Source organism: Photobacterium panuliri, from assembly GCF_059920555.1.
In genome coordinates this window covers 324359-339433 of the sequence record NZ_CP197193.1, presented here as the reverse complement: position 1 = coordinate 339433, position 15075 = coordinate 324359, and the positions used below count along the sequence as shown (strand labels likewise).

Here is a 15075-nt window from a genome sequence, read left to right as displayed (position 1 = left end):
CGCAAATGATTCCAGAGCCGATTCCGCTCCGAATACAACGACTCTACCGTCGTTATTATCTAAACTGACAAAGGAGGCTGGATCTCCCCGACAACCAATTTTTCTTTAGCCTGCTTATTTAACTGCTTAATTCTATACTCGAACTGCATCGCTTTACGCTTGTCACCCACAGCTAATGTCCAAGCTAGCGTCAAAGGCCCCTTCCCTTTGAGATATTTAGCGCCCTTAGCGGATGACTGATGCTCGTGGAAACGACGCTCAACGTCTGTAGTTACCCCACAGTACAATTGATTCGCTTTCGTCCTAATCAAATAGACCGACCAAATTGCCTCTACTTTCGCCATATGGAATGTCTGTTCCCAAAATGACTTACACCCAGCAGTTTGGGTATAACGTAATAAAAAACTAAGCCCAGCGATGCTGGGCTTAGTTAACAATTCTATGCAAGCAGAGAGTCTATCATCTGCCGCAACTCAGCAACTTCGCTGCGTAACGATGCAACCTCTTCTTCCAATGCCTCGATACGTTCACTTGATGCGCCTGCAACAGCAGAAGAACGACTTGCTGCAACTTGCTGCTGTAGGGCTTCCAAATCAACCTCACCGCTGAACAAGTGCATATAGCGAGGATCGCGTTTCCCTGGCTCTACCGGCAAGCGAACAACAAAAGGTCCTTTGCTATGTTCCGCCAACGAAGCCAAAACGGATTCAGTCTCTTTGACATCAGAAAACTTGCACAAACGGTTAGTTCGCGTACGGATTTCCCCCGCAGTCTGAGGCCCGCGCAACAGCAACACGCAAATTGTCGCTTTTTCCTGCTCACTAAACTGGTATGTACTGAACTCAGTATTGCAGAATCGATGCTGGTATTTCGACACTCTACTACCGAAGCCAGCAGTAACTTCTTGAATTACTCGCTTGGAAATTAACGTTTCAACGGTGTCTTGCACTTCGGCGTCTGTGAGCGACGTGACAGGGTCACGATTGCTTTTCTGGTTACAGGCCGTTGTCAGTGCATTCAATGTTAATGGGTATTGATCTGGAGTAGTTACCTCTTTTTCAAGTAAGCAACCTAATACTCGAACTTCTGTCTGTGAAAAGCACATATCCATGATCTTCCCTCACCCCTATTTTGACATTATGAATTCAACTGGGTACTGATTCACTCAGTTTAGCAAGTAACCACGCTATCACTTGCCCCCCACTTGAAGACACACTGCGTACATGCACAAGGAGATTATCACGTCATCACAATACAACAAGCGTTAAAGGCGTTAGTTGCTGGTAAAACAATCAGCTATTGCCAAGTTAGCCGCAAACGACCGGGGTCAAGGGCAAAACAAAAGAAGGAGTCAAAGAAATGCGGAGTAAAGAAGAAGGAGGCAACAAAACCGTCACCACCATCCAAGCTACCTCTATTTATTCAAATAATAAGGTAGCTTGCATGGAGAACATGCGAACACGTTCTAACGGATTAGGAAAATATGGGGTTAAGTAAACTCAGCGGCAACAAATCGATTTCGCCCCTGCTCTTTGGCTTTATAAAGGACTTTATCTACGATTTGATACATATTTTCGGCCGTTTCAAGCCCTGTAGGTACCCACGAGACCATGCCTTGGCTAACGGTAACAATGTCTGCGGTTTTAGATTTCAAGTGCGGGATTTCAAGCGCCTGAATGCAAGATTTCAAACGTTCACATTCTCGTACCGCTCGGGTTTTATCGCAGTGGCTGATGACAATAACAAATTCCTCCCCACCATAACGGGCAGCCAGCTCACCAGCTCGGCTAAAGGTCTTCTTCAAGGCCTTTGCAACCTCCTTGAGACAACGGTCGCCTTCCAAGTGGCCATAGTGGTCATTGTAAAGCTTGAAGTGATCGACATCTATCATAATGACGGTCATCGGCAAATTACTGCGCCCATGCCAAGATATAAACTCATTTAGCTTGGCATCCAACATCCGGCGATTGGCTAGGTGAGTCAAGCCATCCTCATTGGCTTGCTGTGACAGCCGATCATTCGCTTGCTCCAACTCTTCTGAGGCTTTCTTCAACTGATGACGCATATGTGCGATACGCTGCATTGCCTTTAGCTTTGCCGCCAATACAATCTTGTTAACGGGCTTAACGATATAATCATCGCCCCCCATATCAATTGCCTTGTCGATCATCTCAGGCTCATCATGCCCACTTAGAAAAATGATAGGAATCCAATCAGGATGCTTAATACGCAACTGCTGCGCAACTTCTGTACCACTCATATCCGGCATACTCACATCCAGTAATACCAGATCTGGGTCAAATACGGGGTAGCGAGCGATGGCTTCATGCCCAGATGCTACTGCCTCAACAATATGGCCTAGACGTTGCAAGCGCATTGCCAATTGCATCCTCTCGAGATGGACATCATCAACCAGTAAAATCCGCATCGCTTCCATTGCTGCATCCTATTGATTTAAATTGTTTAACATAGTTATAGCACAGCAATTAACAGTGCCTACTAATCTTTACTACTATGATCAATACAGTGTGATAGAGACAACGAAGATATTGTTATCGCCTATTCACCCAAGATGAGACAAATGATAAAAAATCGATGATAAGCTTATTATTGACATTTCCCGGCAGGGCTATAGCATTCACCCCCTTAATTTTCATCTACGCTACAGGAATATAGCGATGTCTGATATGACAAACACCGAAAATACTCACGTTGAAGAAGTAACACTTTCTCTTGCCGACTGTTCTCCTGAACTACGCAAACTGGTTGAATTCGAGCAAGTTCCTGCTGAACTGCACGACATGCTGATCAATGTTTACAAAGTGTCTGAGCCATCAACTCGTGAAGCTTGGGAGCAACTTCCAGCCAGCGCACAAAACGTATTGGACAACTTCGAGCAGTTCCACGCTCTTGTTTCTCTAAGCCAAAGCTACTCTGGTGTTGATTTCCTTGGCGAAATGCAAGAAACAGAAAAACCGGCTGATATGAGCGATGACGAGTTTGCTGAATACAAAGCCGTAATGCTAGACAAAGTACTGCACAGCTGCGTTAAAGACATGTGTAAGCAACTTAAGAAAGCACGCCGCAACCCACCAATGAAGCGTGAATTCCTAGCAATCTTCGCGTAATACGCAAGATTCTTTCAATCAAAAACAAAAGCTTGCTTCGGCAGGCTTTTTTTATCTTTCCTGTTGGGTAAAGAGAATCACCGCCAATTGAATTTCGATAATTAGTCGTTACTGACTCATTTCCTATAAAACAGGTAGATTCAGCACCGATACAAGCTATTTTTCTCCATTTCGGTATACAATTGAACATGATCAAATTAGTCTTTCTACCTTAAATAACGAATAAAACATGTCAATAAAACACTGTAAGCGTATTTTTATACTATTGCTCACCGTGCTGTTTTCTGGCTGTGCCGTCTATGCCGGTTTTAATTTCGACCAGCGATTCGGCAGAGCAGAGCCACAGCAGCGCATTGCCCCGGCAAACTCGCTTCAGGCCAACAACTACCTCACTGAAGTCAAACCCATTATCGAGAACCGCTGCGTCGTCTGCCATGCCTGCTACGATGCCCCCTGCCAGTTAAAACTGTCTTCAGCGGAAGGGATTGATCGAGGAAGCAACAAAGAAAAAGTGTACGAAGGCACTCGCCTGATTGCGGCAAATACCACCCGAATGTTCATTGATGCCCAATCAACGGCACAATGGCGTGACAAGGGATTCAATGCCGTACTCAATGAACGCGAGCAGTCTCCCGAGGCCAACACACAAGCCGGTGTTATGGCACGCATGCTGCAACTAAAACAGGCGCACCCTCTCCCTGAGCAAACCGTACTCACGGCCGATGAGTGGGATTTTTCGCTTGATCGCAATCAACAGTGCCCGACCATTGAAGAAATGGCCCAGTACGAACATGACTACCCGCAGTGGGGAATGCCATACGGCCTGCCGAAGATCAGTGATGCCGATAATAAGGTATTGATGGATTGGCTCAGTGCTGGCTCCCCGATGGCTGCCGTTGCCCCTCCATCTCTATCAACGCAGGCGAAAGTGTCCCAGTGGGAAAAATTCCTCAATGGAGACAGCTTCAAACAGCAGCTTGTCAGCCGCTACATTTACGAGCACCTCTTTGTCGCTCACCTTTATTTCAGCGACGAGGAGACTCCGGTCTTTTTCAATCTGGTTCGTTCACGCACGGCACAAGGAAAACCTATTGATATTATCGCGACCCGACGTCCTTTCGATGATCCCGGTGTCGAGCGGGTGTATTACCGCTTCCAGCAAGTACGCGAGACAATTGTCGACAAGACCCATATGCCTTACGCCCTCAATCCGACCAAAATGGCCCGGATCGAGACACTCTTCTTCAAACCAAGCTATACCGTTGCAGCCCTTCCGGGATATGAACCGGAACTCGCAGCCAACCCGATGGAAGCATTCCGCCAATTGCCGGTCGATAGTCGCTATCGCTTTATGATCGACAATGCACAAAATACAATTATGGGCTTTATCAAAGGGCCGGTATGCCGAGGCCAACTGGCTCTTAATGTCATCAACGACCGTTTTTGGGTTTTCTTTGTTGACCCAGCAATGGCCGATACACCGCGCGTCGACGCATTTTATCAAGATCAGGCCAAGAACCTGAGAATGCCAGCCGAACATGAGAGCAATACCCTGCCGCTCACCCATTGGATGAGCTATGCCAAGCAGCAAGGTCGATTCCTACGAGCCAAAAATGCTTTCATGGCTGACACATTCAAAAACGGTGAGCACCTGACAACCGACCTTGTCTGGGATGGTGATGGCTACAACGATAATGCGACATTGACCGTCCTACGCCATTTCGACAGTGCGACGGTAACCAAAGGGCTAGTCGGCAAACCACCTAAAACAGCTTGGATCCTCGATTACTCACTCCTTGAGCGCATCCACTATCTTCTGGTTGCAGGCTTCGATGTGTACGGCAACTTCGGCCACCAGCTTGTCACCCGTATGTATATGGACTTCCTGCGAATGGAAGGCGAATCAAACTTCCTGTCTTTGCTGCCATCGAGCACGCGTCGTAGCGAGCTGGCAGACTGGTATCTTGGTGCCGATCAACACCTGACTCAATTTCTACAGGGTGACATCAATGCGTTTGACCAGCCGACGGGCGTTCAATTTACTACCGGACACCCTAAGCAAGAACTCTTCGAGATGCTGGAACAGAAACTGAAACCGGTCAATTCCACGCGTTATGACTACCGTCAGGCTGAGCTTGGTAACGACGCCATCAATGCACTGAATAACATCGACCAGTTAAAAGGCCGGCAAGCGACGCTGTTCCCGGAACTTAGCTACATCATGGTCATGCCAAGCAACCCAGCATCGGCTCCCCAGCTGTTTACCTTGGTTCGGAACAGTGCCCACAAAAATATCTCGAGCCTGTTTAGCGAAGAGGCTAACAGGCTCTACGACCAAGATAATGTCACATTAGTAAAAGGCATTCTTGGTAGTTACCCCGGGGCATTCTGGTTGGTTGACGAAGGCGACTTACCTGCTCTGGCCCGCGAGATCAAAATGGTATATACCGAGGCCGACTATACCAAATTTATGGATCGCTATGCTGTTCGACGCACAGACCCTGATTTTTGGTCATTCAGCGACAAGCTAAACCAGCTATACCAGCAGAACTTTCCGATTGAGGCTGGATTGCTAGATTATAACCGTCTAGAGAACCGCTAACCTCGATACGACAAAGCCCATTGTTTAATGGGCTTTTTACTCAACCACCTTTTAACCGTGGGCAGGCGCAGCCCAAGGCTGTTAAGATATATCAATACCTAAAACAATATAGAGCAAAGTCATGCAAGGAACTCTCCGTAAGATGACCTCGTCATTAAGCGATGTCGTTAACTACGCCCTGCCTGTAGGTGAGCAGGAACTATCTCTAAACCCACTCATCGGCAAACACCTCCGACTCACCTTTACTGGCAACATATATTGTGATGCATGCGGTAAGAAAACCAAGAAAAGTTATTCGCAAGGGCACTGTTTCCCGTGCATGAAAAAACTAGCACGCTGTGATATGTGCATTATGAAACCAGAAACATGCCACTATGCCAAAGGCACCTGCCGAGAACCAGAATGGGGAGATAACAACTGCATGGTACCGCACTATGTGTACCTCTCTAACACCTCGGGCCTCAAAGTCGGTATCACCCGTCACACCCAGCTCCCTACTCGCTGGATTGACCAAGGTGCCACACAGGCATTACCTATTCTCAAGGTAAAAACTCGCCAGCTATCTGGCCTGGTGGAAATTGCTCTTGCCGAATTAGTCGCAGATAAAACCAACTGGCGGGCGATGCTGAAAGGAAGTGCAACACCACTCGATTTAAAACACGAGGCTAATAGTCTGTTGCCACAAATCGAAACCAGGCTTACACAACTTATCGAAGAGTTTGGCAATGACGCCATTGAGCGGCTAGATGAATCCGTTGTCGATATTCACTATCCGGTAGATAACTACCCGACAAAGATTAGCTCGCACAATTTTGATAAAGATCCTGTCGTCGAAGGCACCCTCTTGGGTATTAAGGGCCAATATCTGATCTTTGACACAGGAGTCATCAATATTCGTAAATTCACCAGCTATGAAATTATGGCTGAACACGAATAACGATATGACCCATTGATGTAAAGGGCTGTTTATCGTCATGTAAACAGCCCACTGGATACTACTTTATTTTAGGCTGTACATAACGCCGGTTACTATCAAACACAGCCACGTCGCGGATAAAATTAACACCTAGAACAATACCTTTCCCGGCCGTCAGGGCAAACTCTGTTAGTTCATTGAGATCCCCAAGACGTGCTCTCAACTTAACCACAGGTTGGCGTTCGTCACTGCCTTTTTCCTTGCTCCATCTTTCAACGGGAAGCTCAAGATTTTGCCCTGCCGCTTTGAACTTAACCCAGTCTTTTCCATCACGCTCAAAAGGTTGTACGTCAGCAACCCCAATAGATGACAACGAACGACTATTATCCACCGTCGCCTTGACTGGTTTTTTGGTTGACGCTAAAACAACCCATTCCTCACGCCCCAGAATTAATTTACCATCCTGAGTTTTAGTAACGATAGGTTGCGGCTTAGGTTTTGCTTCCGGCTTGGATTCGGGTTTCGGCTCAGGCTTGAGTTCAGGCACGGGTTCTACAGCTGGGGGATCGACTGGAGGTTGCTTAACAACAACCTCCGGCTGTACGGGTTCATTCACATCAGGCAGGGAGTCTGTCTTTTGGGCCGATTGCTGGGCACAACCTCCCAGCAATACCACTCCCGCTAATAGCAACGTTATTCTCATCGCAAGACCCCCTCAATATCCTTATGTATTTACAACCGTTTATACCCATACTAGCCCAAATACATAATCATATGGACATCACTGACTAAAAGGGCGGTATTGATGCATCTTTGCCACCTTTCCTTCAAGCCATTGCGCGTCAAACCAGCCCATGTTACGACTATGCTTTGCATCGTCCCACAAACTGAAAAACCAGCGCCGCAACTCGAAGCCGTCATCCAAGGTTACATGCTTACAATAATGCTCGACCAAACCCAGTTCGGGACGAACATCATACAAATGAAAAAGATCCATTTCCCGGTGACGAAACCCGACATCACAAGGGTCTAGCACAGCAGAGACCTTGAATGTCTTTGGATCAAATAACACATTGCCAATATGGCAATCGTCATGAATCAAGGATGGGGCCCCTTTTAGTTCAGACAAAATGTCAGCGCGAGACTCCCACAACTGGCCATATATTTCACGCAAATGCGGCGTAAAAGGGGAATACTCACTCATTACGTAACGGTAAACCGGCGACATCCAATGCTCAAATGCAGTGTCGAATGAATCCGTAAAGCCTTGCTTAGGGATCTCATACCCTTCTGCGCTATGCTCATGCATTTCTAGCAAAACATCTACATAACTATCTCTGAAGGCCGATATAGCCATCGGGGTTGCTGGAAGTTTGTGAGCCGGCATGCCATCAACCCACTCCAGCATCAGGTAATCGTGCCCATCCTCACGGCCAAAAAATAATACTTCAGGAACCTTGCACGACACGCTCTTACGCAAGCGCTGCAATCCATCGAGCTCTAACGCCAATCGCCCTACTTCACGGGAAAATTTAACCACAACCCGGGATTTTCCTGAACCTAGAAATACCACCCAGCCATAGAAAGTCTGTTCTATCTTGCTCAACGTGGCTGCTTGCCGAAAAATCGTTTTATAAGCAAACTCTGCAATCTGCTTTAATCTTTCTTTGTGCATCGGCGCCTCTCACCACAATATTATCAAGGTATATTATCCCTTAGCGGAATAATGCAAGCCTGTGATTTTATTAGAATTAATCTGTACTTTACTCTTGCTATACCATACCCTTTTCACCGACCTCATGGCTACTGTAAACCTTATAATGAGCCTAATTTTTCCCGCTTTTTAACCATTTTATGACCTAGCTTTACTCTCAACCCTGTGATACGGATACAAAAAAAGCGCCTTCATCGGCGCTTTTTATCCCCAAACTAGCTCATAAGGGGGAGATTAGCCATCAATTGCCATCCCCACATCTGCCGCAAGCTGCTGCAATTGATTTTCATCATCAAGTTTCACTGACCAATTGATCCCAGAACCGACAGCAGTCACCACATTCGCTCCCTTGCCTATCAAACGACAATCATCAACCGATGCCTGCAATGTCACCCGAGACGAACCATCAAGTCGAATAACAATTTCATGTTGGTTGGCAATAATTCGCCCTTGTGAAAATACGATTGTCATAGTTCTTTCTTCTTATGCTTCATTACAGCCATTGTTAAGCGACTGGTACACACCAAGCGTCCTCGCTCATCGGTGATTTCAATTTGCCAGACTTGGGTCGTCGCTCCCAAGTGAAGAGGCATTGTTCTACCGATCACGTGACCACTGCGCATAGCCCGAATATGGTTGGCATTAATATCAAGGCCAACACAATACTTATCCATATCTACACACATGTTTGCCGCAATAGAACCCAGCGTTTCAGCCAGCACCACCGATGCACCTCCATGTAACATACCAAGGGGCTGGTGAGTCCGAGGTTCCACTGGCATTACTGCCGTCAGGCTATTTTCATCAAATGCGGTATATTCAATGCCCAGATGCTCAACCAGCGTATTCTTCGATGTCTGATTAAGCGAAGCCAAAGTAAACGCTTTTTTCCAAATACTCATTACGATAGAGATCCTCAAGAATTTTCATCAAATATACGAGCCAAATTGTATAGCTAAACTGCTCCAATCAACGCTTTGCTGTATGATAGCAAGAACAAGTACCAACCATGAAAGGACGCAATAATGCGATGTAAGTTTCCCCTAATCAGCGCATCCCTCTGCGGCGCATTAGCATTGACGCTAACCGCCTGCAGCAGCTCTCCAACTGGACGCCAGCAAATGTTGCTGTATTCAGAACAAGATATGTCACAGCTTGGCGCTCAATCATTCGAGCAATTAAAAGAAAAAGAAAAAATCAGCACGAATAAAGCGACCCAGCATTACGTACAATGTGTCACTGATGCGCTCACCGCAACCCTTTCCGGCCCTCAAACACCAGGACAGTGGGAAGTCGTCGTTTTTGACAGCAAGCAAATTAATGCCTTCGCCCTTCCTGGTGGAAAAATCGGTGTTTACACTGGCCTACTCAACGTCGCAAACAACCAAGATCAGCTGGCAACCGTGATAGGCCACGAAATTGCCCATGTTCTCGCACAACACAGCAACGAAAGGCTATCAAGAAGCCAATTGGCCAATGTCGGCATGCAAATATCGAGCATCGCCATCAGCGGTACACAATACCATGATGCCGCTATGGCAGGACTGGGACTAGGTGTCCAATACGGGGTTTTGATGCCCTACGGCCGAGCTCAAGAATCCGAGTCGGACATTATGGGACTGCGTCTGATGGCACAAGCAGGCTTCAATCCACAAGAAAGCATTACTCTTTGGAAAAATATGGCCAAAGCCTCAGGCGGCCAACAGCCACCAGAATTGCTATCAACTCACCCATCACATGATACACGTATCGATGATCTAAAAGCCGAAATAGCCAAACTGCCCAATACCAGCACACCGCACCCACAATGCAAGCTAATGCCAAACTAAACGATAACCTCTTTGGCTTCGTGACAAAAAAAGCACCCGGTGGGTGCTTTTTTATCTGGTACAATGACTAACAATCAGTTTGTTAGCTCTTCAAACTTAGAACTCAACTTATCAGCGGCCTCAGAAAGCGAATCTGCGCTATCCGACGCTTTGTCTGACATATCTTCGAACACATCATGGACCTCTTCTAATGAACGAGAATCCATCAAGTCCTCAATATCATCCTTATAAGTCATGCCGATATAAACACCAAGACCAACCAAAGCGATTACGATATATTTCAACACAGAGCATGCCCTTCTTTCTGGTACGAAAACACAAGCATTATTTAGAACACATATTACAAGAGATTTTATTTAACAAGGCTAATCAATGATTTACCAAGAAGCCATTCTAATTCTTTTTGGCTTTCAGAACCAAAACGCTCTTCACACAGTTCATACAACCGCTCTATACCACGCTTGGCAAAATCACTGGTCGTTTCAGCTGATGCAATATGGTGGAATAACAGTCGCAGCGTTGCACGAAATTTTTCATCATCCAACGCGGCAATCCAGCTTTCACTGAATGTGTTCAGTCCATTATCTAGGTCTAGACGCTCGACAAACAGGCGGAAAATTCGACCATCTAACGCGTTAGCAAAGTCCTGCTTCTTAGGAAAGTGATGGCTGATCCCTGTTCGTGAAATCCCCGTCTGCTTACTCAACGTCGTGTAAGACATCTTATCGTAGCCCAACGTCAGAATTTGGTCGACCACAGCATCCATGATTGTCTGAATGGTAATTTCGGTATCTTCTTTACTACGCTTCGGCATAAAAAATTGACTCTATTATCTTATTCATTGTATCTGCCTGCAGGTTACGCTCTTACAGACAAGATGACAAATTAGCTCTCATTTCGTAATACACAAATACGGCAAGCTGCCTAAATTTGCACCACCGCTACCAAAATACAGGATATCGTCCTGTTAGATAATTATTATCAAAAACACTTTTTTATCAAGGCATAATCTTACATAAAATCCACATCCATGCAAAACATGAGGACAAATCTCGCAATAAATCCCTTCATTCGATCCCATGAGTGAATTTCGCAACAGTTACACATCGTTATCCACCGCACTAAAACGTTACAAACACGAAATCTACGCAGTTGTTTAAATTTTGTTCTACCTTAGTTACTGACAGGTATGACCATTGCTTTTTTTGCTGTAATTACAAAGTGATTATGCACATTCAGTCATAAATCTGCTTGACCAATCAGTGCAAAAGCTATTATTTTAACAAAACGATAACATGGAAGGATCGCTGTATGACTCTACCTTTGCAAACGGATCGCATTAAGGATTCCCTTATGACTCAACAACTGCCGACTGATTGTATTTTGAAATGGGCAAAAGAACGCAGTAACGAAGTCTACCTTCGCCAAATCATCAATCGTCAATTTGTCGACTTCACCTATGCCGAGGTAGCAGACAAAGCTCTGCGACTCGTCAGTGCTCTCCGCGCCCAAGGTTTCCAGCCTGGGGATCGCATTGCGCTGATGTCAAAAAACTGTGCCGAATGGTTCATCACCGATCTTGCATTAATGCTCGGCAGCTACATCAGCGTGCCAATCTTCCCAACCGCTGGCCCTGAAACCGTTGAGCATTGTCTTACCCACAGTGAATCCAAAGCCCTGCTTATTGGTAAACTTGACGACAGTAAAGCCATCAATACCGTTCTGGCTGGCATGCCAGACCTCTTTACTGTCAATTTTGATTACCCTTCTGCACCAAAATGCCAGTACGGCTTTAACGAGTTTATCGCCAAATATAAGCCAAGTGAGGAACGTCCAAACCACCAGCCGAATGACATTATGTCTATCGTCTACACATCCGGTACATCTGGCCTTCCCAAGGGGGCTATGCTGAGTTACGGTGCGTTTTCATGGTCAGTTCAACGCCTTGTTGATCACATCGGTATGCAAGACGGTGAACGCCTATTTTCCTATTTGCCTCTGGCCCACATCACAGAGCGAGTCTATATCTTTGGCTCTTCTGTTATCGCAGGAATGCAAGTCGCCTTTCCAGAATCACTCGATACTTTTATTGATGATGTCAAAATGCATCGTCCAACCCTGTTTATTTCCGTACCTCGCCTATGGACCCTGTTCCAACAGCGCATCCTTGAAAAACTCCCCCAGGGAAAACTCAATATCCTGCTCAAAATCCCGTTTGTCTCAGGTGTTATTAAACGCAAATTGGCAGATGGGCTTGGCTTAAACAAAGCAAGGGTACTTGGCTGTGGTTCAGCGCCTATCTCACCGGCTCTACTACGCTGGTACGAGAATGTCGGTCTCAAGATCACCGAAGCATGGGGGATGACCGAGTCTTTTGCTTACAGCACACTCAATCACCCATTCCGCAGCGATAAAATCGGTACTGTTGGTAATGCTGGGCCCGGCATAGAAGTGAAGGTTTCCGACAACGAAGAAATCCTTGTCCGAGGCATGGGGCTCTTTTCTGGTTACTACAAGAATGAAGAAGCCACGGCGAAAATGTTCGACAGTGACGGATGGCTTCATACTGGAGATATCGGTTCTATTGACGATGAAGGCTATCTGACCATTCAAGGCCGTATCAACGACACATTCAAAACAGCCAAAGGCAAATTCGTATCGCCGGTTCCTATTGAGAAACGTATTTTTGAGCTCGCCAATATTGAATTAATGTGTGTCATCGGCTCGGGCCTACCTGCCCCCATTTTGCTGGCGATTCCGCACCAATTCCAAAACTTTGACCGTGAGCGCTACGAGAAAACCGCTAAACGCGTTATCGACACCATCAATAAGGAACTCGAATCACACGCAAAAATCAAAGGGGTCTTAATGATTGAGGATCCTTGGAGTGTCGAAAATGGCATTCTAACTCCAACATTGAAAATCAAACGACACGTGCTTGAGAAAAAATATCACGATATAGGTTCCCATTGGCCTAAAGATAAACTTGTTCAGTGGGAAGATAACCTGAGTTAAACCAACAAAACGCCGGACACCCTCTGTTCGGCGTTTTTCCTACCATTGATCTATAGATTCAGAACCTCATCCCAGAGACAAAATAAATCTACCCCCTCACCCACCGTCTTACCAACCGATAAATCAATAAATTATTTTATAACAATAAGATAACGAATGATAACCGCACCGCCTCTCACTTATTATTGCAACCGTAATTGCATATTATAAAAAACATTAAGTGACTCGAGTAATTAAACACAACTACCCGCAAGTTGCGATCTAACACTATGTCGTTGCGAAACCAGTGGTAATTTTGTTGCTATATATATGGAAAATGAATTCTCACATTGAACTTTATGATCAAACTCAAACGCACAACCATAGCGGGCCTTGTTGCTCTTCTCGCCAGCACCGCAACGCCTACATGGGCGAGCGATTCTCTACAAACTAACCTTGACGACTATTTCAATCACCAGCGTCAGTACGGTTGGTTTAATGGCAACGTATTAATTGCGAAAGACAGCAATATTTTATATGAAGAATCTTTTGGTTTTGCCGACGTCAAGCACAAGCGCGAATTAAATCCGCAAAACCAATTTAAAGTTGGATCAATCACCAAGCAGTTCACAGCCGTTGCTATCCTGAAACTCTATGAAGAAAAGAAACTTGATCTGGATGATCCCGTTTCCAAATATTATCCACAACTAAATAAAGGCCGTGATATCACCATCAAAATGCTGCTGGATCACACATCTGGCCTTTACCGTGATACTGACTGGCGTGAATACAAATCAAGTTGCCGATCAAACAGCATCATCAATGAGATTGTTGCAAACTCAAAAGTTTACACACCGAGCCTGATGTACAACTATAGTCACGCCAATTACTACTTACTTGGTGGGATTATTGAGAAAGTCACACGGCAAAACTATAGCGACTATGTAACCAAAGAAATCATACGACCAGCCGGGCTTAAAGACTCAAGTCTAAAACTAACCCTTTCTGTCCAACTTGCGAAATCCTACGAGCTCTCAGGCTTAATTGATGCACAGATTACCCCTGTTGGCTGTGCAGGTTCCGCAGGAGAGCTAATAACCACCGCCCGCGATCTCTATCTGTGGAACCAAGCACTCAGTCGAGGTCAAATCATAAGCCACGATACACTGCAAATGATGTATGAACAAAAACTAGGTCTCACCATGCAGGAGATCGAAGGTGAGTTTTACTACGTCAATCAGGGTAAGATCGATGGCTACAAAGCGCTACTAATGCAGCATCCCAAAACAAATACGGTTTATATCGCAATGAGCAACGTTTTCAACACAAACTTGGAAATGCTTGCTGCTGATATTGTCCGTATTATGAAAGACAAAACGCCAAACCATAAATTGAAGCTACCGAAAGAAGATAAAAATGGCTGGCAGCATAGAATAGAAGTGGTTGGAAACTACCTTGACAGTAATGGGATACCGCTACAGATCGTTTTCCAAGATAACGTGTTGCAGGCAAAAGTGAACCAATTTTCTATTCCATTAACAATCGAGAATAAAAACCGAGTTGTCGCCCATGGCATTGACAATATGATCCGGATTAAACGAAATCAAAACGAAATTGCCGAAGAGATCATCTTCTTCTCTCGTGATGGTCGCTACCTATCCCGATTTGCACGAATAACTAACTAATACTGCAAAAAAAGCACTACACCTGCTATTGTGAATGCTAGAGTCAATTTTCCCGCTACTGAAGATTGACTCCAGAATTCTAGCAAGGTGTAGCGCTGAACCAAGCCGCTTTTTCTTTCTTACCGCATCACAAACTCATATCTAGGCATCACTCCTTCTGTATCCTCATAAGCTAATGCATAACATGTACCAGTTCTAAGCACTTGA

Annotated in this window: 15 protein-coding genes; 6 read left to right on the top strand and 9 right to left on the bottom strand. The window is 45.5% G+C overall.

Features of this window, described 5'->3' with window-relative positions:
- Positions 1-59: 59 nt before the first annotated feature.
- The 3 genes from ACSF8X_RS17640 to ACSF8X_RS17630 all read right to left on the bottom strand — a co-directional run bounded on the left by ACSF8X_RS17640 (position 60) and on the right by ACSF8X_RS17630 (position 2437).
- Complete coding sequence (locus tag ACSF8X_RS17640; protein ID WP_500851839.1) at positions 60-344, bottom strand: GIY-YIG nuclease family protein; 285 nt, start codon at positions 342-344, stop codon at positions 60-62.
- Between the two features lie 95 nt (positions 345-439).
- Positions 440-1111 (bottom strand): YceH family protein, encoded by a 672-nt coding sequence (locus ACSF8X_RS17635; protein ID WP_047879929.1) that lies wholly within the window; start codon positions 1109-1111, stop codon positions 440-442.
- Between the two features lie 378 nt (positions 1112-1489).
- Positions 1490-2437, bottom strand: coding sequence for a GGDEF domain-containing response regulator (locus ACSF8X_RS17630; protein WP_047879928.1), 948 nt, complete (start codon positions 2435-2437; stop codon positions 1490-1492).
- Positions 2438-2678: 241 nt separating this feature from the next.
- Here ACSF8X_RS17630 and ACSF8X_RS17625 point away from each other — a divergent pair, with 241 nt between their 5' ends.
- From ACSF8X_RS17625 to ACSF8X_RS17615, 3 genes are all read left to right on the top strand, one after another.
- Positions 2679-3128 (top strand): DUF3069 domain-containing protein, encoded by a 450-nt coding sequence (locus ACSF8X_RS17625; RefSeq protein ID WP_500851838.1) that lies wholly within the window; start codon positions 2679-2681, stop codon positions 3126-3128.
- A 229-nt stretch (positions 3129-3357) separates the two neighbouring features.
- Positions 3358-5730: a fatty acid cis/trans isomerase gene (locus ACSF8X_RS17620; RefSeq protein WP_500851837.1), complete on the top strand. Its 2373-nt coding sequence runs from the start codon at positions 3358-3360 to the stop codon at positions 5728-5730.
- Positions 5731-5851: 121 nt separating this feature from the next.
- Positions 5852-6667, top strand: a complete 816-nt coding sequence (locus tag ACSF8X_RS17615; protein ID WP_500851836.1) for a DUF2797 domain-containing protein — start codon at positions 5852-5854, stop codon at positions 6665-6667.
- A gap of 58 nt (positions 6668-6725) precedes the next feature.
- Here the strand turns inward: ACSF8X_RS17615 and ACSF8X_RS17610 are convergent, their stop codons facing one another.
- From ACSF8X_RS17610 to ACSF8X_RS17595, 4 genes are all read right to left on the bottom strand, one after another.
- On the bottom strand, positions 6726-7349 hold the full coding sequence (locus ACSF8X_RS17610) for a putative ATP-dependent zinc protease (RefSeq protein ID WP_500851835.1): 624 nt from the start codon (positions 7347-7349) through the stop codon (positions 6726-6728).
- 78 nt (positions 7350-7427) lie between these two features.
- Positions 7428-8252 (bottom strand): phosphotransferase, encoded by an 825-nt coding sequence (locus ACSF8X_RS17605; protein WP_500851834.1) that lies wholly within the window; start codon positions 8250-8252, stop codon positions 7428-7430.
- 342 nt (positions 8253-8594) lie between these two features.
- Positions 8595-8831, bottom strand: coding sequence for a DUF3389 domain-containing protein (locus tag ACSF8X_RS17600; protein WP_047879922.1), 237 nt, complete (start codon positions 8829-8831; stop codon positions 8595-8597).
- Positions 8828-9262 (bottom strand): hotdog fold thioesterase, encoded by a 435-nt coding sequence (locus ACSF8X_RS17595; RefSeq protein ID WP_047879921.1) that lies wholly within the window; start codon positions 9260-9262, stop codon positions 8828-8830. Before ACSF8X_RS17595 ends, ACSF8X_RS17600 begins: the two co-directional genes overlap by 4 nt.
- A 123-nt stretch (positions 9263-9385) precedes the next feature.
- Between ACSF8X_RS17595 and ACSF8X_RS17590 the strand changes: the two genes are divergently transcribed.
- Entirely contained in the window at positions 9386-10189 is an 804-nt protein-coding gene (locus tag ACSF8X_RS17590; protein WP_047879920.1) for a M48 family metallopeptidase, read from the top strand.
- Positions 10190-10263: 74 nt separating this feature from the next.
- Here ACSF8X_RS17590 and ACSF8X_RS17585 read toward each other — a convergent pair whose 3' ends face one another.
- Positions 10264-10476, bottom strand: coding sequence for a hypothetical protein (locus ACSF8X_RS17585; protein ID WP_047879919.1), 213 nt, complete (start codon positions 10474-10476; stop codon positions 10264-10266).
- Positions 10477-10541: 65 nt separating this feature from the next.
- Positions 10542-11003, bottom strand: coding sequence for a TetR family transcriptional regulator (locus ACSF8X_RS17580; protein WP_047879918.1), 462 nt, complete (start codon positions 11001-11003; stop codon positions 10542-10544).
- 539 nt (positions 11004-11542) lie between these two features.
- On the opposite strand from ACSF8X_RS17580, the gene ACSF8X_RS17575 reads away from it, so the two are divergent.
- Positions 11543-13204, top strand: a complete 1662-nt coding sequence (locus ACSF8X_RS17575; protein WP_240478334.1) for an AMP-binding protein — start codon at positions 11543-11545, stop codon at positions 13202-13204.
- 338 nt (positions 13205-13542) lie between these two features.
- Complete coding sequence (locus ACSF8X_RS17570) at positions 13543-14868, top strand: serine hydrolase domain-containing protein (protein ID WP_500851833.1); 1326 nt, start codon at positions 13543-13545, stop codon at positions 14866-14868.
- Positions 14869-15075 lie beyond the last annotated feature (207 nt).

Bases quoted from the DNA above. Each gene is read 5' to 3' on its own strand.
- ACSF8X_RS17615 (WP_500851836.1), top strand. From the start codon at position 5,852: ATGCAAGGAACTCTCCGTAAGATGACCTCGTCATTAAGCGATGTCGTT.
- ACSF8X_RS17575 (WP_240478334.1), top strand. From the start codon at position 11,543: ATGACTCAACAACTGCCGACTGATTGTATTTTGAAATGGGCAAAAGAA.
- ACSF8X_RS17640 (WP_500851839.1), bottom strand. From the start codon at position 344: ATGGCGAAAGTAGAGGCAATTTGGTCGGTCTATTTGATTAGGACGAAA.
- ACSF8X_RS17595 (WP_047879921.1), bottom strand. From the start codon at position 9,262: ATGAGTATTTGGAAAAAAGCGTTTACTTTGGCTTCGCTTAATCAGACA.
- ACSF8X_RS17625 (WP_500851838.1), top strand. From the start codon at position 2,679: ATGTCTGATATGACAAACACCGAAAATACTCACGTTGAAGAAGTAACA.
- ACSF8X_RS17630 (WP_047879928.1), bottom strand. From the start codon at position 2,437: ATGGAAGCGATGCGGATTTTACTGGTTGATGATGTCCATCTCGAGAGG.
- ACSF8X_RS17600 (WP_047879922.1), bottom strand. From the start codon at position 8,831: ATGACAATCGTATTTTCACAAGGGCGAATTATTGCCAACCAACATGAA.
- ACSF8X_RS17620 (WP_500851837.1), top strand. From the start codon at position 3,358: ATGTCAATAAAACACTGTAAGCGTATTTTTATACTATTGCTCACCGTG.
- ACSF8X_RS17580 (WP_047879918.1), bottom strand. From the start codon at position 11,003: ATGCCGAAGCGTAGTAAAGAAGATACCGAAATTACCATTCAGACAATC.
- ACSF8X_RS17590 (WP_047879920.1), top strand. From the start codon at position 9,386: ATGCGATGTAAGTTTCCCCTAATCAGCGCATCCCTCTGCGGCGCATTA.
- ACSF8X_RS17610 (WP_500851835.1), bottom strand. From the start codon at position 7,349: ATGAGAATAACGTTGCTATTAGCGGGAGTGGTATTGCTGGGAGGTTGT.
- ACSF8X_RS17635 (WP_047879929.1), bottom strand. From the start codon at position 1,111: ATGGATATGTGCTTTTCACAGACAGAAGTTCGAGTATTAGGTTGCTTA.
- ACSF8X_RS17570 (WP_500851833.1), top strand. From the start codon at position 13,543: ATGATCAAACTCAAACGCACAACCATAGCGGGCCTTGTTGCTCTTCTC.